This window comes from Cellulomonas terrae (genome assembly GCF_007990265.1).
GTDB classification, from domain to species: Bacteria; Actinomycetota; Actinomycetes; order Actinomycetales; family Cellulomonadaceae; genus Cellulomonas; species Cellulomonas terrae.
Window position 1 is genome coordinate 205280 of record NZ_BJWH01000001.1, and the last position, 22932, is coordinate 228211.

Genomic DNA, 22932 nt, shown 5'->3' on the forward strand with positions numbered 1-22932 from the left:
CGGTCTCCCTGTGCCCGCCATCGCCCTCACGGGCTTCCTCACCGCCCTCGGCCTCATCGTCGCCATCGGCGCCCAGAACGCCTTCGTCCTGCGTCAGGGGATCCGCGGCGAGCACGTGCTGCCGGTCGTGGCGGTGTGCGCCGCGGCCGACGCGCTGCTCGTCGCGGCCGGGATCGCCGGGCTGGGCGCGCTGGTGACCGACCACCCCGTCGTGCTCACGGTGACGAAGTACGCGGGAGCCGCGTTCCTGCTCGCGCTGGCCGTCGGCGCGGCCCTGCGGGCACGGCGCCCCGAACGTCTCGACCCCGCCGCCGACGGTCCGGCGACCCTCGGCGCGGTGCTCACCACCTGCCTGGCCCTGACGTTCCTCAACCCGCACGTCTACCTGGACACGGTCGTGCTGCTGGGCTCGCTGGCGCACCAGCACGACCCGGGGGCGTGGGTCTTCGGTGCCGGGGCGATCCTCGCGAGCGTCGTGTGGTTCACCGCGCTCGGGTTCGGCGCCGCCCGGCTGCGCCCGGTGTTCGCCCGCCCGCGGGCCTGGCAGGTCCTCGACATCGCCATCGCCGTGGTGATGGCGATGCTCGCGGTCACGCTCCTGCTCTGATCCTCAGCGCACGCGGTCGACGCGGCCGACGTCCCAGACGGGCTCCGGCGTCTCGACGACCTCGCCGTCCGCGCCGAACACCAGGTACCGGTCGAACGTCCGGGTGAACCAGCGGTCGTGCGTGACCGCCAGGACCGTGCCCTCGAACGCGGCCAGCCCGGTCTCGAGCGCCTCGGCGGAGTGCAGGTCCAGGTTGTCCGTCGGCTCGTCGAGCAGCAGCAGCGTCGCTCCCCCGAGCTCCAGCAGGAGGATCTGCAGGCGGGCCTGCTGACCGCCGGAGAGCGTCTCGTAGCGCTGCTCGGCCGCAGCGACGAGCTCGTACCGGTCGAGCGCCTTGCTGGCCTGCTCTCGACCGAGGCCCGCGCGATGGCCCTCGCCGCGGTGCAGGATCTCCAGCAGCGTCCGGCCGACCAGCTCGGGGTGCCCGTGGTTCTGCGCGAACCAGCCCGGCCGGACGCGCGGGCCGAGGACCACCCGGCCCGTGTGCGTCACCGGGGCGACCGGGAGGTCGTCGGCCGGTGCGTGCTCGGGACCCGGGTCGCTGCCGCCCGCAGCGAGCAGCCGCAGGAAGTGGGACTTGCCGGACCCGTTCGACCCGAGCACCGCGACGCGCTCGCCGAACCAGACCTCGAGGTCGAACGGCTTCATCAGCCCCGTGAGCTCGAGCCCGGTGGCGACGATCGCGCGCTTGGCGGTCCGTCCCCCGCGCAGCCGCACCCGGACGTTCTGCTCGCGCGCCAGCAGCGTCGGCGGACCCGCCTCCTCGAACTTGCGCAGCCGCGTCTGCGCGGCGGAGTAGCGGGACGCGAGCCCGTCGTTGAACGCGGCCTTCGTCTTGAGCGTCAGCACCAGCTCCTTGAGCTTCGCGTGCTCCTCCTCCCACCGCCGCAGCAGCTCCTCCAGCCGCGAGCGCCGGTCCTCGCGCGCCTGGTGGTACGTCGCGAAGCCTCCGCCGTGCACCCAGACCGCCGCACCGTTCACGCCCGGTTCCAGGGTCGCCACCTGCGTCGCGACCCGGGCAAGCAGCTCCCGGTCGTGGCTCACGAAGAGCACGGTCTTGTTCGACGCCCGCAGCCTGTCCTCGAGCCAGCGCTTCGTCGGCACGTCCAGGGCGTTGTCGGGCTCGTCGAGCAGCAGCACCTCGTCGGGACCCCGCAGCAGCGCCTCCAGGACCAGGCGCTTCTGCTCGCCGCCGGACAGCGTCCGCACCTCCCGGTGCTGCGCCGCGTCGAACGGGATGGACAGCACCGCGTCGGTCACACGGTCCCAGCCGGCCTCCGCCTCGTACCCGCCCACGTCGGCCCAGTCCACGAGCGCCTGCGCGTACCGCATCTGCGCGGGCTCGTCGTCGACCTCCATGATCCCCAGCTCCGCCGCCGCGAGCTCGACGGCAGCGTCCCGCACGGCGGGCGACGCCAACGACGCCAGCAGGTCCCGGATCGACCGGTCGTCGTCGATGCGGCCGATGTCCTGCCGCATGATCCCGAGCCCACCGCTGCGACCGACGGACCCGGCGTGCGGTGCCTCGTCCCCCGCCACGATCCGCAGCAGGGTCGTCTTGCCGGCCCCGTTGGGCCCCACGAGCGCGACGCGGGCGCCGTCACCGACCCGGAACGACACGTCGTCGAGGAGCGGGCGGCCGTCGGGCAGGAAGTACCCGATGCCGCCGATGTCGAGGTGGCCCATGCGCCCAGTGTCCCCGGCCACCGACGCCCCGGGACACTCGATTGATCGTGGCGTGCCCCACTTCCCCTGGCGCCGCGGGCCGCGCGGTGTCAGGGTCGGAGGCATGAGCGAGACTCCTGCCACCAGCGCCGACCCCGAGCTCGGCAGCGAGGGCGACACCGACCAGCTGCCCAGCGAGGACACCTTGATCGACCGCGGCGTCGACGACCTCCTCGACGAGGGCTACACCGTGCCGGACCGGCCGCGCTCGAACCACTACGGCGAGACGCCCTGGGAAGAGGCGCACCGCGAGACCATCGACCAGCGGATCGGGCAAGAGGAGCCCGAGGTCTGGGAGGCCCGGCCGCGCCCCGAGCGCGACGAGTCCCGGGCCGGTCGGCTGATCGAGGACGACGACGCCGTCGAGGCGGGCGGCACCGACGGGTTCGCCATCGACGCCGGGTACTCGGGCGGTGCCGCGAGCGCCGAGGAGGCGGCCGTGCACCTCATCGAGGAGGAGTACGTCGACGACCGCCGCTACCGCGACGACGTCGACGAGGTCTGATCCTCAGCCGCAGCAGCCCGCCGCGTGCTGCAGGTCCTCCGCCGCGCGTCGCGCCCGCGTCTGGACCGCTCGCGCGGCGAGCTCGGCGTCGGGCGGGTACCCCACCTCCTCGAGGGTGAGCCCGTGGGCGGCGACGACGTGCACCCCCTCACCGCGGCGCCGCGCGGCGAGGAGCTCCGCCGGCCAGCCCGCTCCGCGACGCGCCTCCCCCACGGCGAGGCTCGCGCCGACGAGCGACCGCACCATCGAGTGGCAGAACGCGTCCGCCTGCACCGTGGCGACCACCAGGCCGGCATCGGGACCGTCGACCGGGCGGGACCACGCGAACGCCTCGAGCGTGCGGATCGTCGTCGCCCCCGGGCGGGGCTTGCAGTACGACGCGAAGTCGTGGCGTCCCACCAGCGGCCGCGCCGCCGCGGCCATCGCGTCCACGTCGAGCCCTCGGCGGTGCCACAGGACGTGCGTGCGCGACAGCGGGTCGCGCCGGGCCGCGTCGTCGCAGATCCGGTACGTGTAGCGACGGCGCAGCGCCGAGAACCTGGCGTCGAACCCCTCGGCCGCACGCGTCAGGGTGTGCACGACGAGGTCCGGCGGAAGGATGCCGCCGAGCCGGGTCAGCAGCACCTCGTCGACCGGGCGCGACGACCGGCCGCTGCTCTTCTCGATGAGACCCGCGGGGATGTCGACGTGCGCCACCTGACCGCGCGCGTGGACGCCCGAGTCCGTGCGACCGGCCACCGTCACGCGCGGCGGGCCGTCCGTCCGTAGGACCGTGCCCAGGGCGGCCTCCAGCACCCCCTGGACGGTCCGCAGACCCGGCTGGATCGCCCAGCCCGCGAAGCCGGTGCCGTCGTAGGCCAGCTCGAGCCGCAGCCGGACGGCGGGCTCCTGCGTCGGCACGCCCTCGGGCTCGCCGTCCATGCTCTCGCTCACGGGTCCACACGGTAGTCCGCCCACGCCGCGTGACCGCACCGAGCCCTCGACATCCCGCTCGGCGCCGCGTCCACCTCCTGCCTCTGCGGCGCGTCCCAGCGCCCGTGCCGGCCGTCGCCTAGCGTGGGCTCCGTGCCCACCTCCGGCTCCGACCCGTTCACGCTGGCCGTCGACTGCGGCGGCGGGGGCATCAAGGCGTCGGTCCTCGACGCGGCCGGCACGCTCCACGCACCCGCGGTGCGGGTGCCGACGCCCTACCCGCTACCCCCGGAACGCCTCGTGGCCACGATCGCGGACATCGCGGCCGGCCTCCCCGCCGCCGACCGCGTGACCGTGGGGATGCCCGGGATGATCCGGCACGGCGTCGTCGTCGCGACCCCGCACTACGTCACCCGGTCCGGGCCACGGAGCGCCATCGACCCGGCCCTGGTCGCCGCCTGGGCCGGATGCGACATCCGCGCGGCCGTCGAGAGCCGCCTCGGACTGCCGACCCTCGTCCTCAACGACGCCGAGGTGCACGGCGCCGGCGTGATCTCCGGGACCGGCGTCGAGCTCGTCCTCACGCTCGGGACCGGGCTCGGCACGTCGCTGTTCGACGGCGGCGTCCTCGCACCGCACCTCGAGCTCTCGCACGCCCCCGTGCGCTGGGGCACGACGTACGACGCGTACATCGGGCAGGTCGAGCGTGCACGTCTCGGAGATGCCCTCTGGTCCCGGCGCGTCCGCCGTGTCGTCGACGGCTTCCGCCCGGTGTTCGTGTGGGACCGCCTCTACCTCGGCGGCGGGAACGCTCGCCAGGTCACGGCGACCACGCTCGCACGGCTGGGCGACGACGTCGTGGTCGTGCCGAACCAGGCCGGCATCGTCGGCGGCGTCAGGGCGTGGTCGTTGGGTCGGTGACCATCGACGACCACGTCGTCGGGGCCACCGCCATCACGTCTCGGCGGACACCGCCGCTCGGGCCTCCACCTCGTCGAGCGCCTCGAGCAGGACGCGTGTGAACCGTGCCGGCTGCACCAGGCTCACCAGGTGGGTCGCACGCGGAACCACCACGAGCCGCCCGTCCCGGCAGGCCGCGAGGAACCGGCGCTCCTCCCCGCGGAAGTGGTCGAACGCACCGTTGACGAGCCAGACGGGGGCCTCGATGCGAGCCAGGTCCGCCACGGGGGTCGCGATCGACATCTCCCGCAGCACCTCGTTCGTCGCGTCGAGCGCGAACCCCCCGGCGCCGACGTCCTGCGCCGCGGCGGGCGGCAGCGCGAGATCGACGAAGAACTGGTTCAGGCGGGCGCCCCGGTCCGGCAGCCGCGCGATCCCCTGCGCCCCGACCGACCAGCCCGCCACGAGGACACGGTGCGGGCGGGTCGAGCAGGACGCCGCGAGCAGCCCGGCGACCTGTTCCGGGTGCCGTGCCGCGTGCCGGATCCCGACGTAGCCGCCGAGCGACAGCCCCACGACGAACGCCCGTCCCCCGACCGCGTCGACGGCGCCCGAGACGGTGTCCACCGCCGAGTCCAGCGTGAACGGCTCGCCGATCCGGGTGCCGTGGCCGGGCAGGTCCACCGCGACGGCCACGCGACCCACCCGCTCCAGCGCCTCCACCTGGGCTCGCCACATCGTGCGGGAGGTCCGCAACCCGTGCACCAGGACGACCGGCACGCTCATGCATCCGACTCTAGGCGCGCACCCCGCCCAGCGTGAGCGCCCGGCACACGCGACAAGGCCCGGGACCATCCGGTCCCGGGCCTCGTCGGAGAAGCTGTCAGGTCACGCCTTGTCGGCGTCACCCTTCGTCTCGGCGTCCTCGACGGGCGCGTCCTCGACGACTGCGTCCTCGGCGGGAGCGTCCTCGACGACTGCGTCCTCGACAGGGGCGTCCTCGACGGGCTTGTCCTCGACCATGTCGGCCTTCGACGCCTTCGGCGCAGCCTTCGCGGCGGCCTTGGTGGCCTCCTTCACGACGGCCTGCTTCGGCGAGAGCGGCTCGAGCACGAGCTCGATGACGGCCATCGGGGCGTTGTCGCCCTTGCGGGGGCCGATCTTGGTGATGCGCGTGTAGCCACCCTGACGCTCGGCGACAGCCGGGGCGATCTCGGTGAACAGCACGTGGACGACGGACTTGTCCTTGACGACGGTCATCACGCGGCGGCGGGCGTGCAGGTCACCACGCTTGGCGAACGTGATGAGGCGCTCGGCGAGCGGACGCAGGCGCTTGGCCTTCGTCTCGGTCGTCGTGATGCGCTTGTGCTCGAACAGCGACGTCGCGAGGTTCGCGAGGATCAGCCGCTCGTGCGCCGGTCCGCCACCGAGCCGGGGACCCTTGGTGGGCGTAGGCATGGTCTTTACTCCTTGAGTTCCAGTGATGGGCGGCTCGTGAGGTGGTCAGCGACCGACCTCACGAGCATCCCCGGCGTCAGTACTGCTCGTCCTCGACGAAGTCGCCCTCGTCGTCGCCGTAGTAGGCGGTGGCGGACGGGTCGAAGTCGAGCGGGCTGTCCTTGAGCGTCAGGCCGAGCTCGGCGAGCTTCTCCTTGACCTCGGTGATGGACTTCGCACCGAAGTTGCGGATGTCCAGGAGGTCCGCCTCGGACCGGGCGACGAGCTCACCCACGGAGTGGATGCCCTCGCGCTTGAGGCAGTTGTAGGAGCGGATCGTGAGCTGCAGGTCCTCGATCGGCAGAGCGAGGTCCGCGGCGAGCGCAGCGTCGGTCGGCGACGGGCCGATCTCGATGCCCTCGGCCTCGATGTTCAGCTCGCGTGCCAGGCCGAAGAGCTCGACGAGGGTCTTGCCGGCGGAGGCCAGCGCGTCGCGCGGGCCGATCGCCGACTTGGTCTCGACGTCGACGACCAGCTTGTCGAAGTCCGTGCGCTGCTCGACACGCGTCGCCTCGACCTTGTAGGTCACCTTGAGGACCGGCGAGTAGATCGAGTCGACCGGGATGCGGCCGATCTCGGTGTCGAACGACTTGTTCTGGTTCGCCGACACGTACCCACGACCGCGCTCGACGGTCAGCTCGATCTCGAGCTTCCCCTTGTCGTTGAGCGTGGCGAGGTGCAGGTCGGGGTTGTGCACCTCGACGCCGGCCGGCGGCACGATGTCCGCGGCACTGACCTCACCGGCACCCTGCTTGCGCAGGTACATCACGACGGGCTCGTCGTTCTCCGAGGAGACGACCAGCTGCTTGATGTTGAGGATGATCTCGGTGACGTCCTCCTTGACGCCCGGCACGGTGGAGAACTCGTGCAGCACGCCGTCGATCCGGATGGACGTGACGGCGGCACCGGGGATGGAGGACAGCAGCGTCCGGCGGAGCGAGTTGCCGAGCGTGTAGCCGAAACCCGGCTCCAGCGGCTCGATGGAGAACCGCGACCGGTTCTCCGAGATGACCTCTTCGGTCAGGGTGGGGCGCTGTGCAATCAGCACGGTGTGTTTCCTCTCAGCGGGCGTCCGCCATATGACGCTGCGCAGTACTACGGGTCGGCCTGGTCTCGGTCCACCTGGTCGACGTAAGGATGTCCGGGTCGGTGCGCGACGTGCGGTCGCGCACCGACCCGTACGAAGAGCGAGGTCGGACTGTCAGACCCTGCGGCGCTTCGGCGGACGGCAGCCGTTGTGCGCCTGGGGCGTCACGTCCTGGATCGAGCCGACCTCGAGGCCGGTCGCCTGCAGCGAACGGATCGCGGTCTCACGGCCGGAGCCGGGGCCCTTGACGAAGACGTCGACCTTCTTCATGCCGTGCTCCTGGGCGCGACGAGCGGCCGCCTCGGCGGCGAGCTGCGCCGCGAAGGGGGTCGACTTGCGCGAGCCCTTGAAGCCCACCTGGCCCGACGAGGCCGACGCGATGACGGCGCCGGTCGGGTCGGTGATGGAGATGATCGTGTTGTTGAACGTGCTCTTGATGTGCGCCTGGCCGTGGGAGACGTTCTTCTTCTCCTTGCGGCGCGGCTTGCGCACGGCGGAACGGGTCTTGGGAGGCATTCTCTTCTTCTCTCGAGGTCTGATCGGCTTGCCCTGGCGCGTGGCGCCCGGGGCGGAGGGCTACTTGCGCCCGGCCTTCTTCTTGCCGGCGACGGTGCGCTTCGGACCCTTGCGGGTACGCGCGTTGGTCTTGGTGCGCTGGCCGCGCACCGGAAGGCCACGGCGGTGGCGCAGGCCCTCGTAGCAGCCGATCTCGACCTTGCGGCGGATGTCCGCAGCGACCTCACGGCGAAGGTCACCCTCGAGCTTGTAGCTCGTCTCGAGGAAGTCACGCAGCGCGACGAGCTCGGCGTCGCCGAGGTCCTTCACGCGCAGGTCCGGGCTGATGCCGGTCGCGGCCAGAGTTGCCTGGGCGCGGGTACGGCCGACCCCGTAGATGTAGGTGAGCGCGATCTCGAGCCGCTTCTCGCGGGGGAGGTCGACGCCGATAAGACGTGCCATGTGCCTGGTGGCTCCTGAACTGCTTCGGAGGTCTGCCGCACTGCCCTCCCGCGTGCTGCGGGCCCCGGCCTCCGACCGAGGGTGCACCGGCGGGTGACCGCCGGAGTGGCTGTGCGCTTGCTGGTCCTCCGAGGAGGACCGGTGGTGCTGGTCGAGCTGCTGGTCCGTCGGACCGGCGTCAGGGCATCAGCCCTGGCGCTGCTTGTGGCGCAGGTTCTCGCAGATCACCTGGACGCGACCGTGCCGGCGGATCACCTTGCACTTGTCGCAGATCTTCTTGACGCTGGGCTTGACCTTCATCGCGTGTTCCTCCGCCGCCGCTGCGCTCCCGGGAGGCCCCGAGGGATGACGGCGTGTTCGAGTGGCTGTTACTTGTAGCGGTAGACGATCCGGCCACGGGACAGGTCGTACGGGCTCAGCTCGACCACGACCCGGTCCTCGGGGAGGATCCTGATGTAGTGCTGTCGCATCTTGCCCGAGATGTGGGCGAGCACCTTGTGGCCGTTGGTGAGCTCCACGCGGAACATCGCGTTGGGCAGAGCCTCCACGACGCTGCCCTCGATCTCGATGACACCGTCCTTCTTCGCCATATCCTCCGCTAACTGTCGGTTCTGATGAATCAGCCCACATCGGCCGGCCCCGCCCAGGAGTGGACGAGTCAGCGTGGTGGGGACTTTCGGTCGGGACCCTCGCAGGTACAGCGCGCCACGAGAACCGGGCGCACACCCAACGGACAATCTTACGCCATCAGGCCCACGTCACGAAACCGCCCTGTGCCCCGCAGCGGTCGGCGGCGTGTGCCGTCCGCCACACGCCCTCCCGCGAGGGGGCGGCGACGCACGACGAAGGGCCGCCGTCAGCACGACGGCGGCCCTTCGAGGCTCGGTCAGCTCGTGCGGTGGCGCCGCAGCAGGAGCAGGGCGGCGCCGGAGAGCACCAGGATCCCGCCGGCGAGCAGGCCCGGCAGCGGGGACGAGCCGGTCGCGGCGAGCGACGCCCCGCCCGTGCTGCCGTCGGCCAAGACCTGCGAGTCGAACGACGCGGTCGGGGTCGGCGTCGAGGCCAGGACGACAGCCGTCGGCGTCGGGGTCGCCGTCGGCAGCGGCGTCTCGTCATCCACCTCGGAGTCAGGCGTGGGGGTCTCGGACGGCGACGGCGTCTGCTGCGGGGGGGTCGTCACAGTCGCCGACGGGGTCGGGGTCGCCGTGACGGTGGGCGTCGGCGTGACGGTCGCCGTCGGCGTGGGCGTGACCGTCGGCGTCGGCGTGGCGGTCGGCGTCGGGCTGCACGCCGGCACGGTCACCATGGCGGACAGGTCCCAGTGCTTGGCGTCGAAGATCGCACCCGTCGGGTTGCTCTTGCTCCGCCAGCCGATGTAGTCCTTCGGGTAGTTCGGCGCCTTGCTCTCGGTGAAGACCGTCTCGTCGCCGAAGGCCTTGTCCTGCTGGACACCCCAGGCGGGCCCGCAGAGCGTCAGCCCGGCGGGGAGCGCCGCGACGACCTCCTCGAGCGTGAGGTCGCGCCACGACGCGCCGGGCCAGGTCGCCACGAGGTACTGCTGGGTGGAGTTCTTCCACGACGCGGGCTGGCCGGCGTCCTTCTTGAGGTAGACGTAGGCGCCCGTGGTCTGCTGCTCGGCCGGCGCCGGCGACGCGATCGGCTTCTGCGTGGCCTTCGGGCCGCCGCCACCGTGGCCGCCCCCGTAGCCGCCGTTGCCCGTGCGGTCGTGCGCCTGTGCGGCGCCGGCGCCCAGCGCGACGAGGAGGGCCGAGGTGACGGCGACGGCGCCGAGCAGACGCGCACGCCGACGACCGTGTCGGGGAGAGGTCAGGGAGGGAAGAACGCTGCGCTGCATGAGTCACCCATCACGTCGAGTGCAGGCGCGCGCTGACCACGTGCCTGCCGGAGTCGGGCGCTCACACCCCTCACCGCGCGGATCAGACCCGCGCGGGCCCCAGGAGCGCCCGTGGCGGAAGGTTCACCGCCGGGCAGACCGTATCCGACAAACCGGTCATCGCGCGCGCGTTTCGGCCGCTCACGGGCGATTTGTGGACAACTGGACGGAAGTTCACCTAGACGGCCCTACTCACCGGTACGCCACATCTCGCGCCTGCGCCTGCGCGTCGCCGTCCTCACCTGCCCGTCGCCGGCGACGTCACCGCCGGCCGACGGCACGTGCCCGTCAGGCGAGCGCCGCGACCGTGACGCCCCGCGCGCCGAGCTCCTGCGCGCCACCGTCCGCAGCCGTCAGGACCCAGATGCCGTCCTCCAGGACCGCGACCGTGTGCTCCCAGTGCGACGCACGCGAACCGTCGGACGTGACGACGGTCCAGTCGTCGTCCAGGACCTGCGTGAACCTCTGCCCGCGGACGACCATGGGCTCGACCGCGACGCAGAGGCCCGGGCGGATCCGCGGACCACGGTCACGGCTGCGGAAGTTCGGGACGTCGGGCGGCTGGTGCATCGACGTGCCGATCCCGTGACCGACGTACTCCTCGACGAGCCCGTACCGCGCGCCCCCGTTCAGGCCGGCCGCCTCGGCTGCGTCCACGACGTCCTCGACCGCCTCCCCCACGACACCGAGGCGCTCGGCCCCGGCCAGCGCGGCGATGCCGGACCACATGGCCCGCTCCGTCGTCGCCGCGAGGTCGACGTCGTCGGGAGCGGCGCCGTCCAGCACCACCGTGATCGCGGAGTCGCCGTGCCACCCGTCGACGATCGCGCCGCAGTCGATCGAGACCACGTCACCGGGCTCGAGCACCCGCGCGCCGGGGATGCCGTGCACCACCTCGTCGTTCACCGACACGCAGAGCGTGGCCGGGTACCCGTGGTAGCCCAGGAACGACGCCGTCGCGTGGTGGTCGGCGATGACCTCGGCCGCGACCGCGTCGAGCTGCGCGGTCGTGACGCCGGGCGCCGCCTTGTCCCGGACCGCTGCGAGAGCCTCGGCGACCACCAGCCCGGCGCGCCGCATGAGCAGAACCTGCTCCGGCGTCTTGTACTCGATCCGCTCGCGCCCGAACACCGTCAGTGCCCGCTGGTCGCGCCGATCGCCGCGACCAGGCGCTCGGTGACCACGTCCACGTCGCCGATCCCGTCCACCTGGACGAGCAGACCACGCTCGGCGTACACCCGCGCGATCGGAGCGGTCTCCTGGGCGTAGATGTCGAGCCGGTGCCGGATGACGTCCTCGGTGTCGTCGTCGCGCCCCTCGATCTGCGCGCGCTTCAGCAGCCGCTCCGCCACGATGTCGGAGTCCGCCGTGATCTCGACCGCGAGGTCGAGCGCCAGCCCGGAGTCGGCGAGGATCGCGTCGAGCTCGCCGACCTGCGCCACGTTGCGAGGGTAGCCGTCGAGCAGGAACCCCTCCGTGACGTCGTCCTGCGCCAGCCGGTCACGGACCATGTCGTTGGTGACGGAGTCCGGCACGAGCGCACCCCGAGAGGTGTACTCCTGCACGGTGCGCCCGAGCGGCGTGCCGCCCTTGATGTTGGCCCGGAAGATGTCACCGGTCGAGATGGTCGGCACCCCGAACCGCTCGGCGAGCCGCGCGGCCTGGGTGCCCTTGCCCGCCCCGGGAGGGCCGAGCAGGACGAGACGGGTGCTCAACGCAAGAACCCTTCGTAGTGCCGCTGCTGCAGCTGGGACTCGATCTGCTTCACGGTCTCGAGACCGACACCGACGACGATGAGGATCGAGGCCCCGCCGAACGGGATGTTCGCCCCGACGCCCAGGACGATGAACGCGATGGTCGGGATGAGCGCGACGATCGCCAGGTACACCGAGCCCGGCGCGGTGATCCGCGAGATCACGTAGTCGAGGTACTCGGCCGTCGGCCGCCCGGCACGGATGCCGGGGATGAAGCCGCCGTACTTCTTCATGTTGTCCGCGACCTCGTCCGGGTTGAACGTGATCGCCGTGTAGAAGTAGCAGAAGAAGATGATCAGGACGACATAGATCGCCAGGTGCAGCGGCGCGCTCGGCGAGGCCAGGTAGCGGGTGACCCACTGGACCCAGCCCGCGGCCGGGTCACCGAACTGCGCGAGCAGCCCGGGCACGGCGAGCAACGACGACGCGAAGATGACCGGGATGACGCCGGCCATGTTGATCTTGATCGGGATGTAGGTGCTCGACCCGCCGTACATGCGGCGGCCGACCATGCGCTTGGCGTACTGCACCGGGACGCGTCGCTGCGACTGCTCGACGAACACCACGAGCGCGATGACCAGGACGACGATCGCCATGACCACGATGAACTTCGAGGCGCCGTTGTCGCCACCGGCGATCGACCACATGGCACCGGGGAAGCTGGCGGCGATCGACGTGAAGATGAGGAGCGACATGCCGTTGCCGACGCCGCGCTCCGTGATGAGCTCACCGAGCCACATGATCAGACCGGTACCCGCCGTCATGGTGATGACCATGATCAGGAGCGTCTGCCAGGAGTCGTTCGGGATGACCTCGACGGTGCACCCGCTGAACAGCTGACCGCTGCGCGCGACGGTGATGATCGTCGTCGACTGCAGGACCGCCAGGCCGATCGTCAGGTACCGCGTGTACTGCGTGAGCTTCGCGGTGCCGGACTGGCCCTCCTTGTGCAGCTCCTCGAAGCGAGGGATGACCACCCGGAGCAGCTGCACGATGATGCTCGCCGTGATGTACGGCATGATCCCGAGCGCGAACACCGAGAGCTGGAGCAGGGCTCCGCCGCTGAACAGGTTCACCAGCCCGAGCAGGTCGTTGCCCTGCGACTGCTCGATACACGTCTGCACGTTCGGGTAGGACACCCCCGGCGTCGGCAGGAACGAGCCGACACGGAAGAGCACCATGATCCCGATGGTGAAGAGCAGCTTGCGCCGCAGGTCGGGCGTTCGGAACGCCCGCACGAATGCGCTGAGCACCTGTCCTCCTGGGCCGCCGGAGCGGCATCTCGTACGACCGGTCCATTCCGGCCGTGCAGCCTGCGACGAGTCGCAAGCACCGGGGCACCCTAACTGATGCCCGCCGACATACGGAACGGGACCGGTGGGTAACTACGTCCCCACCGGTCCCGTCCTTCGATCAGTCCTGCGCGACGCTTCCGCCGGCAGCCACGATCGCGTCCTTCGCGGACGCCGAGTAGGCGTCGACCGCGACAGAGACCTTGACCGTGAGCTCACCGGTACCGAGCACCTTGACGGGCTTGCCCTTGCGGACAGCGCCCTTCGCCACGAGGTCGGCGACCGTCACGTCGCCACCGTTCGGGTACAGCGCCGAGAGCTTGTCCAGGTTGACCACCTGGTACTCGACGCGGAACGGGTTCTTGAAGCCGCGCAGCTTCGGGAGGCGCATGTGCAGAGGCATCTGCCCACCCTCGAAGCGCGTCGGCACCTGGTAGCGGGCCTTGGTGCCCTTGGTGCCACGACCGGCCGTCTTGCCCTTGGACGCCTCGCCACGACCCACGCGGGTCTTGGCGGTCTTGGCGCCCGGGGCCGGACGGAGGTGGTGCACCTTGAGCGTGCCACCGTTGCCGGGCTGCGCAGCGGCCTCGGCCGCCTTCGCCGCCGCGGCGGAGACCGTCTTCTTCGGCGCAGCAGCCTTGGGCTCGGCCTTGGGGGCCTTGTCCTTGGTCGCAGCCTTCGGCGCCGACTCCGTCTTCGCCTCGGCCTTGTCGGCCTTGGCCGGCTTGTCCGCAGCAGCGGCCTTCGCCTTGGTCGCCTTCGGAGCGGACTCCGTGTCGGCGGCCTTCTTCGCGGGAGCCTTCTTGGCGGCGGCCTTCTTGGGGGCCGTCACCTCGTCGGTGCCCTTCTCGTTCTCGTCAGCCATGGTCACTCCACCTCTTCGACCGCGACAAGGTGCGTCACCGTCTTGACCATGCCGCGGATCTCAGGGCGGTCCTCCTTGACGACGACGTCGCCGATCCGCTTGAGGCCGAGGGTGCGCAGGGTGTCGCGCTGGTTCTGCTTACCGCCGATGCCAGAGCGCGTCTGGGTCACCTTGAGTCGAGCCATCAGGCACCTGCCTTCGAGCCCGCCGCTGCGGCCAGGCCGGCAGCCTGGGCACGGAGGAGGGCAGCCGGGACGACGTGCTCGACCGGGAGACCACGGCGCGCGGCCACGGCCTCGGGACGCTCGAGGCCACGCAGGGCCGCGACCGTGGCGTGCACGATGTTGATCGCGTTCGACGAGCCGAGCGACTTGCTCAGGACGTCGTGGATACCGGCGCACTCGAGCACGGCGCGCACCGGACCACCGGCGATCACACCGGTACCCGGCGAGGCCGGACGCAGGAAGACGACACCGGCAGCGGCCTCACCCTGGATGGGGTGCGGGATGGTGCCCTGGATGCGCGGGACCTTGAAGAAGTTCTTCTTGGCCTCCTCGACACCCTTGGCGATCGCCGCGGGCACCTCCTTGGCCTTCCCGTAGCCGACACCCACGGTGCCGTCGCCGTCGCCGACCACGACGAGCGCGGTGAAGCTGAAGCGGCGGCCACCCTTGACGACCTTGGCCACACGGTTGATCGTCACGACGCGCTCGAGGAACGCGCTCTTCTCTGCGGCGTCGCGGCCACGGCCGCCGCCACCGTCACGGCCACGACCGCCGTCACGACGGTCGCCGCCTCCGCCGGTGCCGCCCGCGGGCGCCCCGGTGTTGCTGCGCTGAGGAGCAGCCATCAGTGAGTCCTCTTCTTTCGGAAGGTCGTCGTCGTCACAGCTTCAGCCCACCCTCGCGGGCGCCGTCAGCCACCGCGGCGACACGGCCGTGGTACTTGTTGCCGCCGCGGTCGAAGACCACGGCGTCGAGGCCGGCAGCCTTCGCACGCTCGGCGATGAGCTCGCCGACCTTGCGGGCCTTGGCAGTCTTGTCGTCGTTCGAGCCACGCAGGTCGGCCTCGAGGGTCGACGCGGACACGAGGGTCTGGCCGATGCCGTCGTCCACGACCTGCGCCGTGATGTGCCGGGCGGACCGGGTCACGACGAGACGGGGACGGGCAGCCGAGCCCGAGACCTTCTTGCGAAGGCGCAGGTGACGACGCTGGCGGGCAACACGCTTGCCCTTGCCCATGATCTTGAGAGCAGCCATGTTACTTACCGGCCTTTCCGACCTTGCGGCGCACGTTCTCGCCCGCGTACCGCACACCCTTGCCCTTGTACGGCTCAGGCTTGCGGATCTTGCGGATGTTCGCGGCGACCTCGCCCACCTGCTGCTTGTCGATGCCCTGCACCGAGAAACGCGTGGGGGCTTCGACGACGAAGGTGATGCCCTCCGGCGGGTTGACCGTGACCGAGTGGCTGAACCCGAGCGCGAACTCGAGGTCCGAGCCCTTCGCCGTCACGCGGTAACCGGTACCGACGATCTCGAGCTTCTTGATGTAGCCCTCCGTCACGCCGATGACGAGGTTCGCCAGCAGCGTGCGGGTCAGGCCGTGCAGCGAGCGCGAGGCGCGCTCGTCGTCGGGGCGCGTCACCACGAGGGCACCTGCCTCGTCGCGCGCCACCTCGATGGGTGCGGGGATCGTGTGCGTCAGGGTGCCCTTGGGGCCCTTGACCGTCACGACCGCTCCGTTGATGTCGACATCCACGCCGGTGGGGACCGGGACGGGGACTCTGCCGATTCGGGACATGGCTAGCTCCTTTCCGTCTCGGACTTACCAGACGTAGGCGAGGACTTCCCCACCCACGCCCTTCTTGGCGGCCTGCTTGTCGGTGAGGAGACCGGAGGACGTGGACAGGATCGCCACGCCGAGGCCGCCGAGCACCTTGGGCAGGTTGGTCGACTTGGCGTACACGCGCAGGCCCGGCTTGGACACGCGCTTGACGCCGGCGAGCGCACGCTCGCGGTTCGGGCCGTACTTGAGCTCGATGATGAGGTTCTTGCCGACGACGGCGTCCTCCACCTTCCAGCCCGTGATGTAGCCCTCCGCCTGGAGGATCTCCGCGATGTGCGACTTCAGCTTCGAGAACGGGATCAGCACGGTGTCGTGGTGAGCCGAGTTCGCGTTACGCAGCCGCGTGAGCAGGTCTGCGATGGGGTCGGTCATGGTCATGGGGCTTGTGCCCTTCCTCGCCGGGGTATCCCGCCCCCGAGGGGGCAGGACCTACCGACGTTCGTCTTGCTCGGGTTGTTACCAGCTGCTCTTGGTGACGCCGGGAAGCTCGCCGCGGTGGGCCATCTCGCGCACGCAGATCCGGCACAGGCCGAACTTGCGGTACACCGAGTGGGGCCGGCCGCAACGCTGGCAGCGCGTGTAGCCACGCACCGCGAACTTCGGCTTGGCAGCAGCCTTGTTCTTGAGGGCGGTCTTCGCCATGGTCAGATCTCCTTGAACGGGAAGCCGAGGAGCTTGAGGAAAGCGCGACCCTCGTCGTCGGTGTCAGCCGTGGTGACGACCGTGATGTCCATCCCGCGGACGCGGTCGATCTTGTCCTGGTCGATCTCGTGGAACACGGACTGCTCCACGAGGCCGAACGTGTAGTTGCCGTGACCGTCGAACTGCTGCGGCGAGAGGCCACGGAAGTCACGGATGCGCGGCAGCGCGGTGGAGAGCAGGCGGTCCAGGAACTCCCAGGCACGGTCGCCACGCAGGGTGACGTGGGCGCCGATGGGCATTCCCTCACGCAGCTTGAACTGCGCGATCGACTTGCGAGCCTTGGTGACCTGCGGCTTCTGGCCCGTGATCTGGGTCAGGTCGCGGATCGCGCCCTCGATGAGCTTGGAGTCCTTGGCGGCCTCGCCGACGCCCATGTTCACGACGACCTTCACCAGGCGCGCGACCTGGTTGATGTTCTCGTGCGAGAACTGCTCGAAGAGAGCGGTCTTGATCTCGTCGTTGTACTTGGACTTCAGACGCGGGAGCGCCGGAGCCGTGAGAGTGGTCTCGGTCATCAGATGTCCTTACCGGAGCGCTTGGCGACGCGGACCCGAACGGTGCGGGTACGGCCGTCGCGCTCGACCTGCTCGGTGCGGTAGCCGACCCGGGTGCCCTTCTTGGTCTCCGGGTCCACGAGCATCACGTTGCTGATGTGGATGGGTGCCTCGACGGTCTCGATGCCGCCGGTGCGCGTGCCGCGCTGCGTCTGGCCGGCCTTCACGTGCTTCTGCACGCGCTGGACGCCTTCGACGACGAGCCGCTGCGACTCGACGAGCACCTCGAGGACACGGCCCTGACGGCCCTTGTCCCGACCCGAGATGACGAGGACGAGGTCGCCCTTCTTGATCTTCGCCATGGTCAGAGCACCTCCGGCGCCAGCGAGATGATCTTCATGAACTTCTTGTCGCGCAGCTCGCGGCCCACCGGGCCGAAGATGCGCGTGCCACGGGGTTCCCCGTCGTTCTTGAGGATCACTGCGGCGTTCTCGTCGAACTTGATGTACGAACCGTCCGGACGGCGGCGCTCCTTGCGGGTGCGCACGATGACAGCCTTGACGACGTCGCCCTTCTTGACGTTGCCGCCGGGGATGGCGTCCTTGACGGTGGCGACGATGACGTCACCGATGCCTGCGTAGCGACGGCCGGAGCCGCCGAGCACACGGATGCAAAGGATCTCCTTGGCACCAGTGTTGTCGGCGACACGAAGTCGCGACTCCTGCTGGATCATTACCTGCTCCTGTCGTCTGGCGGGTTCTCAGGCCGGAGTGGCCTGAGCCTGGCCGAACGGGTAGTTGCCGTGATGCACACGTCGCGCCGGGTGTCGTCCTGTCGGTCGTCACCCGGCGCCCGTGGGCAACTGGGGGTCGTACGAACTGCTGGCTTACTTGGCCTTCTCGAGGACCTCGACCAGGCGCCACCGCTTGGTGGCGCTCAGCGGACGGGTCTCCATGATGAGAACCAGGTCGCCGACGCCGGCCGAGCTGAGCTCGTCGTGCGCCTTGACCTTGCTCGTGCGTCGGATGACCTTGCCGTAGAGCGGGTGCTTGACCCGGTCCTCGACCTCGACCACGACGGTCTTCTCCATCTTGTCGCTGACCACGTAGCCGCGCCGCGTCTTGCGGTCGGCACGCTTCTCGGCAACAGCGGTGGTGTTCTCGTTCTTCTCGTCGCTCATCTGCTCACTCGCTCGCGCTCGGGGCGGTACGGATGCCGAGCTCGCGCTCACGCAGGATCGTGTAGATCCGCGCGATGTCGCGACGAACGGCCTTGAGACGCCCGTGGCTCTCGAGCTGGCCGGTCGCAGACTGGAAGCGGAGGTTGAACAGCTCCTCCTTGGACTTCTTCAGCTCGGCGACAAGCTTCTCGTCGTCGAAGGTGTCCAGCTCGCTGGGAGCCAGGTCCTTGGTGCCGATAGTCATCAGTTACCACCCTCGCGAACCACAAAACGTGTCTTCATCGGGAGCTTGTGCTGCGCGCGGCGCATGGCCTCGCGAGCCAGCGGCTCCGGGACGCCGGCGAGCTCGAAGAGAACTCGGCCGGGCTTGACGTTGGCGATCCACCACTCGGGCGAACCCTTGCCGGAACCCATGCGGGTCTCGGCAGGCTTCTTCGTGAGGGGGCGGTCCGGGTAGATGTTGATCCAGACCTTCCCTCCACGCTTGATGTGGCGGGTCATGGCGATACGAGCAGCCTCGATCTGCCGGTTGGTGACGTAGGCGGGCTCGAGAGCCTGGATGCCGTACTCACCGAAGGAGATCGCGGTACCACCGGTCGCGGCGCCGGAGCGCCCCGGGTGGTGCTGCTTGCGGTGCTTCAGCCTGCGCGGGATCAGCACGGCTCAGGCCTCCGTTCCGCTGTCAGTGGCCGGGGTCTCCGCGGGAGCGGAGGCGGCCTCGGTTGCCTCAGGAGCGTCGGGACGCTCGCGACGAGGAGCGCCGGCCCGGGGGCCACGGTCGCTGCGCTCGCCACGGTCCGTCCGCGGGCCACGAGCCGGGCGCGGGGCCTGGGTCGCCTGCTCGCGAGCGAACTCCTTCTCGGTCATGTCGCCCTTGTAGACCCACACCTTGACGCCGATGCGCCCGAAGGTGGTGCGAGCCTCGAAGAAGCCGTAGTCGATGTTCGCGCGGAGCGTGTGCAGGGGCACACGGCCCTCGCGGTAGAACTCCGTGCGGCTCATCTCCGCGCCACCGAGGCGGCCGGAGACCTGCACGCGGATGCCCTTGGCACCGGCGCGCTGGGCCGACTGGATGCCCTTGCGCATGGCACGGCGGAACGAGACGCGGCTCGCCAGCTGCTCGGCGATGCCCTGGGCGACGAGCTGAGCCTCGATCTCGGCGTTCTTGACCTCGAGGATGTTCAGCTGCACCTGCTTGCCCGTGAGCTTCTCGAGCTCGCCGCGGATGCGGTCGGCCTCCGCGCCACGACGCCCGATGACGATGCCCGGGCGGGCGGTGTGGATGTCGACGCGGACGCGGTCACGCGTGCGCTCGATCTCGACCTTGGCGATACCGGCACGCTCGAGGCCCGTGGCCATGAGCTTGCGGATCTTGACGTCCTCGCCCACGTAGTCGCGGTAGCGCTGACCCGGCTTCGTCGAGTCGGCGAACCAGCGCGAGCGGTGGTCGGTGGTGATGCCCAGGCGGTACCCGAGCGGGTTGACTTTCTGTCCCACTATCGGGCCCGTCCCTTCGTCTCACGCTCAGCGACGACCACGGTGATGTGGCTCGTCCGCTTGAGGATCTGGCTGGCCCGACCCTGTGCCCGCGGACGGAACCGCTTGAGCGTCGGACCCTCGTCGACGAATACCTCGGAGATGTAGAGGTCCGCCTCGTCCAGACGCTCGTTCGACCGCTTGGCGGTCTCCCGAGCGTTGGCGATCGCGCTCTCCACAACCTTGAGCACCGTCTCCCCCGCGGCCTGCGGTGCGAACTTCAGCACCGCCACAGCCTCGCCGGCCTGCTTGCCACGGATGAGGTCCACGACGCGCCGGGCCTTCTGGGGCGTGACGCGGACGAACCGCGCCTTCGCCTTGGCTTCCATTGCTGTCCTGCCTTCTTGTCTCTGCCGGTGAGGGCGTCGCCTGGCTGACCCGGGGGTCAGCGGCGACGACCCTTCCGGTCGTCCTTCTCGTGGCCGCGGAACGTCCGCGTGGGGGCGAACTCGCCGAGCTTGTGCCCGACCATCGCCTCCGTCACGAACACCGGGGTGTGCTTGCGTCCGTCGTGCACCGCGAACGTGTGGCCGAGGAAGTCCGGCGTGATGACCGAACGACGCGACCACGTCTTGATGACGTTCTTCGTGCCGGCGGTGTTCTGGACGTCGACCTTCTTCTGCAGGTGACCGTCGACGAACGGGCCCTTCTTCAGGCTACGTGGCATCTCAGGCTCCTATCAGCGCTTGTTCTTGCCGGTGCGCCGACGGCGCACGATGAGCTTGTCGCTCGGCTTGTTCGGACGGCGGGTACGGCCCTCGGCCTGGCCCCACGGGCTGACGGGGTGACGTCCACCGGACGTCTTGCCCTCGCCACCACCGTGCGGGTGGTCGATCGGGTTCATGGCGACACCACGGACGGTCGGGCGCTTGCCCTTCCAGCGCATGCGGCCGGCCTTGCCCCAGTTGATGTTCGACTGCTCGGCGTTGCCCACCTCGCCGACCGTCGCGCGGCAGCGCAGGTCGACGTTGCGGATCTCGCCGGACGGCATGCGCAGCTGGGCGTAGGGGCCGTCCTTGGCGACGAGCTGCACGGACGCACCAGCCGAGCGGGCGATCTTCGCACCGCCACCGGGCCGCAGCTCGATGGCGTGGATGACCGTACCGGTCGGGATGTTGCGCAGCGGCAGGTTGTTGCCGGGCTTGATGTCGGCGCCGGGGCCGTTCTCGATGCGGTCACCCTGCGACAGCTTGTTCGGCGCGATGATGTAGCGCTTCTCGCCGTCCGCGTAGTGCAGGAGCGCGATGCGGGCGGTGCGGTTGGGGTCGTACTCGATGTGAGCGACCTTGGCCGGCACGCCGTCCTTGTCATGGCGACGGAAGTCGATGACGCGGTACGCACGCTTGTGACCGCCACCCTGGTGGCGCGTGGTGATGCGACCCGTGGAGTTACGGCCGCCCGTCTTGTGGAGGGGACGGACGAGCGACTTCTCCGGAGTGGAGCGCGTGATCTCGACGAAGTCGGCGACGCTGGAGCCGCGACGGCCCGGCGTGGTCGGCTTGTACTTGCGGATTCCCATGAGTTCTCAGTCCTTCGCTCAGCCGACCGGACCACCGAAGATGTCGATCGTTCCCTCGCGGAGGGTGACGATCGCACGCTTCGTGTCCTTGCGGCGGCCGATGCCGAAACGGGTCCGACGGGCCTTGCCCTGACGGTTCGCGGTGTTGACCGAGTCGACCTTGACGCCGAAGACCTGCTCGACGGCAATCTTGATCTCGGTCTTGTTCGCCCGCGGGTCGACGAGGAAGGTGTACTTCCCCTCGTCGAGCAGGCCGTAGCTCTTCTCGGAGACGACCGGCGCGAGCAGGATGTCGCGCGGGTTCTTGCCGATGTCGGTCACTTGGAGTCGTCCTTCGCGTCGGCGGAGCCCTTGACGGGACCCGCGAGGAACGCGTCGAGCGCGCCCTGCGTGAACACGACGTCGTCCGAGATCAGGACGTCGTAGGTGTTGAGCTGGTCGGAGACCAGCAGGTGCACCCGCTCGACGTTCCGGAGCGACTTCCACGTGATCTCGTCCTGGCGCTCGACGACCACGAGGACGTTCTTGCGTCCCGAGAGGTTGTCGAGCACGGCGAGCGCGGACTTCGTCGACGGCGCCGTGCCCGGGGCGAAGCCCGAGACGACGTGCACGCGGCCGGCCCGAGCGCGGTCCGAGAGAGCACCGCGGAGCGCCGCGGCCTTCATCTTCTTGGGGGTGCGCTGCGAGTAGTCGCGCGGGGTGGGGCCGTGGACGACGCCACCACCGGCGAACTGCGGAGCACGCGTCGAACCCTGACGGGCGCGGCCGGTGCCCTTCTGCTTGTACGGCTTGCGCCCACCACCGCGCACCTCGCCACGAGACTTCGTGTCGTGGGTGCCCTGGCGTGCCGCCGCGAGCTGCGCGACGACGACCTGGTGGATCAGCGGGATGTTGGTCTGCACGTCGAAGACGTCCGCGGGAAGATCGGCCGAGCCGGTCTTCTTGCCCTCGGAGTCGACCACGTCGACGGTCAGCGTGTCACTCATGGTCACGCCCCCTTCACAGCGGAACGCACGACCACGACGCCACCCTTGGGCCCGGGGACGGCACCCTTGACGAGGAGCAGGCCCCTCTCGACGTCGACGGCGTGCACGGTCAGGTTCTGGGTGGTCTGGCGGTCCACGCCCATGCGTCCGGCCATCTTGATGCCCTTGAACACGCGCGACGGCGTGGAGGCGCCACCGATCGAGCCGGGCTTGCGGTGGTTGCGGTGCGCACCGTGCGAGGCGCCGACGCCGTGGAAGCCGTGACGCTTCATGACACCGGCGGTGCCCTTGCCCTTGGTGGTGCCGATGACGTCCACGAGCGCGCCGGCCTCGAACAGGGCGGCGGTGAGCTCCTGGCCGAGCGTGAACTCGGAGGCGTTCGGCGTACGGATCTCGGCCACGTGCCGGCGGGGGGTGACCCCGGCCTTCTCGAAGTGGCCCTTCAGCGGCTTGGTGACCTTGCGCGGGTCGATCTGGCCGTGGGCCAGCTGGACCGCGGCGTAGCCGTCAGCATCGGCGGAGCGCACCTGGGTCACGACGTTCGTGCCGACAGCGACGACGGTGACCGGGACGAGACGACCGTTGTCGTCCCACACCTGGGTCATGCCGAGCTTCGTGCCGAGCAGGGCCGTGACTGCGCGCTCGTTCTGCTGGGTAACCATAGAAATCAGTTCC

General features: G+C 70.2%; 36 protein-coding genes. 3 read left to right on the forward strand and 33 right to left on the reverse strand.

Going from position 1 to position 22932, the window contains the following annotated elements; genetic code table 11:
* Positions 1-10: 10 nt before the first annotated feature.
* Positions 11-607, forward strand: a complete 597-nt coding sequence (locus tag CTE05_RS00935; RefSeq protein ID WP_246123179.1) for a LysE/ArgO family amino acid transporter — start codon at positions 11-13, stop codon at positions 605-607.
* Between the two features lie 3 nt (positions 608-610).
* On the opposite strand, the gene CTE05_RS00940 is transcribed toward CTE05_RS00935, so the two are convergent.
* Positions 611-2293: an ABC-F family ATP-binding cassette domain-containing protein gene (locus tag CTE05_RS00940; protein ID WP_146844259.1), complete on the reverse strand. Its 1683-nt coding sequence runs from the start codon at positions 2291-2293 to the stop codon at positions 611-613.
* 103 nt (positions 2294-2396) lie between these two features.
* Here CTE05_RS00940 and CTE05_RS00945 point away from each other — a divergent pair, with 103 nt between their 5' ends.
* Positions 2397-2837 carry a DUF5709 domain-containing protein gene (locus CTE05_RS00945; protein WP_146844260.1) on the forward strand — a complete coding sequence of 147 codons (441 nt, stop codon included), beginning with the start codon at positions 2397-2399 and terminating at the stop codon, positions 2835-2837.
* A 3-nt stretch (positions 2838-2840) separates the two neighbouring features.
* On the opposite strand, the gene truA is transcribed toward CTE05_RS00945, so the two are convergent.
* Entirely contained in the window at positions 2841-3758 is a 918-nt protein-coding gene (gene truA, locus CTE05_RS00950; protein WP_146844470.1) for a tRNA pseudouridine(38-40) synthase TruA, read from the reverse strand.
* A 144-nt stretch (positions 3759-3902) separates the two neighbouring features.
* On the opposite strand from truA, the gene CTE05_RS00955 reads away from it, so the two are divergent.
* Positions 3903-4670 carry an ROK family protein gene (locus CTE05_RS00955; protein ID WP_146844261.1) on the forward strand — a complete coding sequence of 256 codons (768 nt, stop codon included), beginning with the start codon at positions 3903-3905 and terminating at the stop codon, positions 4668-4670.
* Positions 4671-4703: 33 nt separating this feature from the next.
* Here CTE05_RS00955 and CTE05_RS00960 read toward each other — a convergent pair whose 3' ends face one another.
* The 31 genes from CTE05_RS00960 to rplC form a co-directional block, all read right to left on the reverse strand.
* A complete protein-coding gene (locus CTE05_RS00960; protein WP_146844262.1) occupies positions 4704-5435 on the reverse strand; it encodes an alpha/beta fold hydrolase in 732 nt (243 codons plus the stop codon).
* 102 nt (positions 5436-5537) lie between these two features.
* Entirely contained in the window at positions 5538-6107 is a 570-nt protein-coding gene (gene rplQ, locus CTE05_RS00965) for a 50S ribosomal protein L17 (protein WP_146844263.1), read from the reverse strand.
* Between the two features lie 76 nt (positions 6108-6183).
* Entirely contained in the window at positions 6184-7194 is a 1011-nt protein-coding gene (locus CTE05_RS00970; protein ID WP_056023453.1) for a DNA-directed RNA polymerase subunit alpha, read from the reverse strand.
* Positions 7195-7347: 153 nt separating this feature from the next.
* On the reverse strand, positions 7348-7749 hold the full coding sequence (gene rpsK / locus CTE05_RS00975; RefSeq protein ID WP_055912186.1) for a 30S ribosomal protein S11: 402 nt from the start codon (positions 7747-7749) through the stop codon (positions 7348-7350).
* Positions 7750-7809: 60 nt separating this feature from the next.
* Positions 7810-8190 carry a 30S ribosomal protein S13 gene (gene rpsM, locus CTE05_RS00980; protein WP_056023447.1) on the reverse strand — a complete coding sequence of 127 codons (381 nt, stop codon included), beginning with the start codon at positions 8188-8190 and terminating at the stop codon, positions 7810-7812.
* 186 nt (positions 8191-8376) lie between these two features.
* On the reverse strand, positions 8377-8490 hold the full coding sequence (gene rpmJ, locus CTE05_RS00985; RefSeq protein ID WP_013117849.1) for a 50S ribosomal protein L36: 114 nt from the start codon (positions 8488-8490) through the stop codon (positions 8377-8379).
* 68 nt (positions 8491-8558) lie between these two features.
* Complete coding sequence (infA, locus tag CTE05_RS00990; RefSeq protein ID WP_013770189.1) at positions 8559-8780, reverse strand: translation initiation factor IF-1; 222 nt, start codon at positions 8778-8780, stop codon at positions 8559-8561.
* A 296-nt stretch (positions 8781-9076) separates the two neighbouring features.
* Positions 9077-10045 carry an LPXTG cell wall anchor domain-containing protein gene (locus CTE05_RS20090; RefSeq protein ID WP_186814704.1) on the reverse strand — a complete coding sequence of 323 codons (969 nt, stop codon included), beginning with the start codon at positions 10043-10045 and terminating at the stop codon, positions 9077-9079.
* 327 nt (positions 10046-10372) lie between these two features.
* Entirely contained in the window at positions 10373-11215 is an 843-nt protein-coding gene (gene map / locus CTE05_RS01005; RefSeq protein ID WP_146844266.1) for a type I methionyl aminopeptidase, read from the reverse strand.
* Positions 11216-11217: 2 nt separating this feature from the next.
* Complete coding sequence (locus tag CTE05_RS01010) at positions 11218-11799, reverse strand: adenylate kinase (RefSeq protein ID WP_146844267.1); 582 nt, start codon at positions 11797-11799, stop codon at positions 11218-11220.
* Positions 11796-13091: a preprotein translocase subunit SecY gene (secY, locus tag CTE05_RS01015; RefSeq protein ID WP_146844268.1), complete on the reverse strand. Its 1296-nt coding sequence runs from the start codon at positions 13089-13091 to the stop codon at positions 11796-11798. Before secY ends, CTE05_RS01010 begins: the two co-directional genes overlap by 4 nt.
* Before the next feature lie 160 nt (positions 13092-13251).
* Positions 13252-13995, reverse strand: a complete 744-nt coding sequence (rplO, locus tag CTE05_RS01020) for a 50S ribosomal protein L15 (protein ID WP_146844269.1) — start codon at positions 13993-13995, stop codon at positions 13252-13254.
* A gap of 2 nt (positions 13996-13997) precedes the next feature.
* The gene (rpmD, locus tag CTE05_RS01025) at positions 13998-14180 is read right to left on the reverse strand and encodes a 50S ribosomal protein L30 (RefSeq protein ID WP_028045050.1); all 183 of its coding nucleotides are present in this window, start codon (positions 14178-14180) and stop codon (positions 13998-14000) included.
* Positions 14180-14845 carry a 30S ribosomal protein S5 gene (gene rpsE, locus CTE05_RS01030; protein ID WP_055912175.1) on the reverse strand — a complete coding sequence of 222 codons (666 nt, stop codon included), beginning with the start codon at positions 14843-14845 and terminating at the stop codon, positions 14180-14182. Before rpsE ends, rpmD begins: the two co-directional genes overlap by 1 nt.
* Positions 14846-14879: 34 nt before the next feature.
* Positions 14880-15254: a 50S ribosomal protein L18 gene (gene rplR, locus CTE05_RS01035; RefSeq protein ID WP_056585849.1), complete on the reverse strand. Its 375-nt coding sequence runs from the start codon at positions 15252-15254 to the stop codon at positions 14880-14882.
* A 1-nt stretch (position 15255) separates the two neighbouring features.
* Positions 15256-15795: a 50S ribosomal protein L6 gene (gene rplF, locus CTE05_RS01040; RefSeq protein WP_056585851.1), complete on the reverse strand. Its 540-nt coding sequence runs from the start codon at positions 15793-15795 to the stop codon at positions 15256-15258.
* Between the two features lie 24 nt (positions 15796-15819).
* A complete protein-coding gene (gene rpsH / locus CTE05_RS01045) occupies positions 15820-16218 on the reverse strand; it encodes a 30S ribosomal protein S8 (protein ID WP_055912171.1) in 399 nt (132 codons plus the stop codon).
* Between the two features lie 78 nt (positions 16219-16296).
* A complete protein-coding gene (locus tag CTE05_RS01050) occupies positions 16297-16482 on the reverse strand; it encodes a type Z 30S ribosomal protein S14 (protein WP_028045055.1) in 186 nt (61 codons plus the stop codon).
* Between the two features lie 2 nt (positions 16483-16484).
* Positions 16485-17057, reverse strand: coding sequence for a 50S ribosomal protein L5 (gene rplE, locus CTE05_RS01055; protein ID WP_055912169.1), 573 nt, complete (start codon positions 17055-17057; stop codon positions 16485-16487).
* Positions 17057-17398: a 50S ribosomal protein L24 gene (rplX, locus tag CTE05_RS01060; RefSeq protein ID WP_146844270.1), complete on the reverse strand. Its 342-nt coding sequence runs from the start codon at positions 17396-17398 to the stop codon at positions 17057-17059. Before rplX ends, rplE begins: the two co-directional genes overlap by 1 nt.
* A 2-nt stretch (positions 17399-17400) precedes the next feature.
* On the reverse strand, positions 17401-17769 hold the full coding sequence (gene rplN, locus CTE05_RS01065; protein ID WP_034625870.1) for a 50S ribosomal protein L14: 369 nt from the start codon (positions 17767-17769) through the stop codon (positions 17401-17403).
* A gap of 153 nt (positions 17770-17922) precedes the next feature.
* A complete protein-coding gene (gene rpsQ, locus CTE05_RS01070; protein ID WP_056585853.1) occupies positions 17923-18216 on the reverse strand; it encodes a 30S ribosomal protein S17 in 294 nt (97 codons plus the stop codon).
* Positions 18217-18220: 4 nt separating this feature from the next.
* Positions 18221-18460: a 50S ribosomal protein L29 gene (rpmC, locus tag CTE05_RS01075; protein ID WP_056023416.1), complete on the reverse strand. Its 240-nt coding sequence runs from the start codon at positions 18458-18460 to the stop codon at positions 18221-18223.
* Positions 18460-18876 (reverse strand): 50S ribosomal protein L16, encoded by a 417-nt coding sequence (gene rplP, locus CTE05_RS01080; RefSeq protein ID WP_055912160.1) that lies wholly within the window; start codon positions 18874-18876, stop codon positions 18460-18462. The genes rpmC and rplP overlap by 1 nt, the downstream gene beginning before the upstream one ends.
* A 3-nt stretch (positions 18877-18879) precedes the next feature.
* Entirely contained in the window at positions 18880-19713 is an 834-nt protein-coding gene (gene rpsC, locus CTE05_RS01085) for a 30S ribosomal protein S3 (protein WP_146844271.1), read from the reverse strand.
* Positions 19713-20081, reverse strand: a complete 369-nt coding sequence (rplV, locus tag CTE05_RS01090) for a 50S ribosomal protein L22 (RefSeq protein WP_055912156.1) — start codon at positions 20079-20081, stop codon at positions 19713-19715. Before rplV ends, rpsC begins: the two co-directional genes overlap by 1 nt.
* A 56-nt stretch (positions 20082-20137) precedes the next feature.
* The gene (gene rpsS, locus CTE05_RS01095) at positions 20138-20419 is read right to left on the reverse strand and encodes a 30S ribosomal protein S19 (RefSeq protein WP_055912154.1); all 282 of its coding nucleotides are present in this window, start codon (positions 20417-20419) and stop codon (positions 20138-20140) included.
* Positions 20420-20431: 12 nt separating this feature from the next.
* Positions 20432-21271: a 50S ribosomal protein L2 gene (rplB, locus tag CTE05_RS01100; RefSeq protein WP_055912153.1), complete on the reverse strand. Its 840-nt coding sequence runs from the start codon at positions 21269-21271 to the stop codon at positions 20432-20434.
* 18 nt (positions 21272-21289) lie between these two features.
* Positions 21290-21592: a 50S ribosomal protein L23 gene (gene rplW, locus CTE05_RS01105; protein WP_055912151.1), complete on the reverse strand. Its 303-nt coding sequence runs from the start codon at positions 21590-21592 to the stop codon at positions 21290-21292.
* Entirely contained in the window at positions 21589-22257 is a 669-nt protein-coding gene (gene rplD / locus CTE05_RS01110; RefSeq protein WP_146844272.1) for a 50S ribosomal protein L4, read from the reverse strand. The genes rplW and rplD overlap by 4 nt, the downstream gene beginning before the upstream one ends.
* A 2-nt stretch (positions 22258-22259) precedes the next feature.
* Positions 22260-22919, reverse strand: coding sequence for a 50S ribosomal protein L3 (rplC, locus tag CTE05_RS01115; protein WP_146844273.1), 660 nt, complete (start codon positions 22917-22919; stop codon positions 22260-22262).
* Positions 22920-22932: the final 13 nt, after the last annotated feature.

Bases quoted from the DNA above. Each gene is read 5' to 3' on its own strand.
- CTE05_RS00940 (WP_146844259.1), bottom strand. From the start codon at position 2,293: ATGGGCCACCTCGACATCGGCGGCATCGGGTACTTCCTGCCCGACGGC.
- CTE05_RS00945 (WP_146844260.1), top strand. From the start codon at position 2,397: ATGAGCGAGACTCCTGCCACCAGCGCCGACCCCGAGCTCGGCAGCGAG.
- truA (WP_146844470.1), bottom strand. From the start codon at position 3,758: ATGGACGGCGAGCCCGAGGGCGTGCCGACGCAGGAGCCCGCCGTCCGG.
- CTE05_RS00960 (WP_146844262.1), bottom strand. From the start codon at position 5,435: ATGAGCGTGCCGGTCGTCCTGGTGCACGGGTTGCGGACCTCCCGCACG.
- rplQ (WP_146844263.1), bottom strand. From the start codon at position 6,107: ATGCCTACGCCCACCAAGGGTCCCCGGCTCGGTGGCGGACCGGCGCAC.
- rpsK (WP_055912186.1), bottom strand. From the start codon at position 7,749: ATGCCTCCCAAGACCCGTTCCGCCGTGCGCAAGCCGCGCCGCAAGGAG.
- rpsM (WP_056023447.1), bottom strand. From the start codon at position 8,190: ATGGCACGTCTTATCGGCGTCGACCTCCCCCGCGAGAAGCGGCTCGAG.
- rpmJ (WP_013117849.1), bottom strand. From the start codon at position 8,490: ATGAAGGTCAAGCCCAGCGTCAAGAAGATCTGCGACAAGTGCAAGGTG.
- infA (WP_013770189.1), bottom strand. From the start codon at position 8,780: ATGGCGAAGAAGGACGGTGTCATCGAGATCGAGGGCAGCGTCGTGGAG.
- CTE05_RS20090 (WP_186814704.1), bottom strand. From the start codon at position 10,045: ATGCAGCGCAGCGTTCTTCCCTCCCTGACCTCTCCCCGACACGGTCGT.
- rplO (WP_146844269.1), bottom strand. From the start codon at position 13,995: ATGGCTGACGAGAACGAGAAGGGCACCGACGAGGTGACGGCCCCCAAG.
- rpmD (WP_028045050.1), bottom strand. From the start codon at position 14,180: ATGGCTCGACTCAAGGTGACCCAGACGCGCTCTGGCATCGGCGGTAAG.
- rpsE (WP_055912175.1), bottom strand. From the start codon at position 14,845: ATGGCTGCTCCTCAGCGCAGCAACACCGGGGCGCCCGCGGGCGGCACC.
- rplR (WP_056585849.1), bottom strand. From the start codon at position 15,254: ATGGCTGCTCTCAAGATCATGGGCAAGGGCAAGCGTGTTGCCCGCCAG.
- rplF (WP_056585851.1), bottom strand. From the start codon at position 15,795: ATGTCCCGAATCGGCAGAGTCCCCGTCCCGGTCCCCACCGGCGTGGAT.
- rpsH (WP_055912171.1), bottom strand. From the start codon at position 16,218: ATGACCATGACCGACCCCATCGCAGACCTGCTCACGCGGCTGCGTAAC.
- CTE05_RS01050 (WP_028045055.1), bottom strand. From the start codon at position 16,482: ATGGCGAAGACCGCCCTCAAGAACAAGGCTGCTGCCAAGCCGAAGTTC.
- rplE (WP_055912169.1), bottom strand. From the start codon at position 17,057: ATGACCGAGACCACTCTCACGGCTCCGGCGCTCCCGCGTCTGAAGTCC.
- rplX (WP_146844270.1), bottom strand. From the start codon at position 17,398: ATGGCGAAGATCAAGAAGGGCGACCTCGTCCTCGTCATCTCGGGTCGG.
- rplN (WP_034625870.1), bottom strand. From the start codon at position 17,769: ATGATCCAGCAGGAGTCGCGACTTCGTGTCGCCGACAACACTGGTGCC.
- rpsQ (WP_056585853.1), bottom strand. From the start codon at position 18,216: ATGAGCGACGAGAAGAACGAGAACACCACCGCTGTTGCCGAGAAGCGT.
- rpmC (WP_056023416.1), bottom strand. From the start codon at position 18,460: ATGACTATCGGCACCAAGGACCTGGCTCCCAGCGAGCTGGACACCTTC.
- rplV (WP_055912156.1), bottom strand. From the start codon at position 20,081: ATGGAAGCCAAGGCGAAGGCGCGGTTCGTCCGCGTCACGCCCCAGAAG.
- rpsS (WP_055912154.1), bottom strand. From the start codon at position 20,419: ATGCCACGTAGCCTGAAGAAGGGCCCGTTCGTCGACGGTCACCTGCAG.
- rplB (WP_055912153.1), bottom strand. From the start codon at position 21,271: ATGGGAATCCGCAAGTACAAGCCGACCACGCCGGGCCGTCGCGGCTCC.
- rplD (WP_146844272.1), bottom strand. From the start codon at position 22,257: ATGAGTGACACGCTGACCGTCGACGTGGTCGACTCCGAGGGCAAGAAG.
- rplC (WP_146844273.1), bottom strand. From the start codon at position 22,919: ATGGTTACCCAGCAGAACGAGCGCGCAGTCACGGCCCTGCTCGGCACG.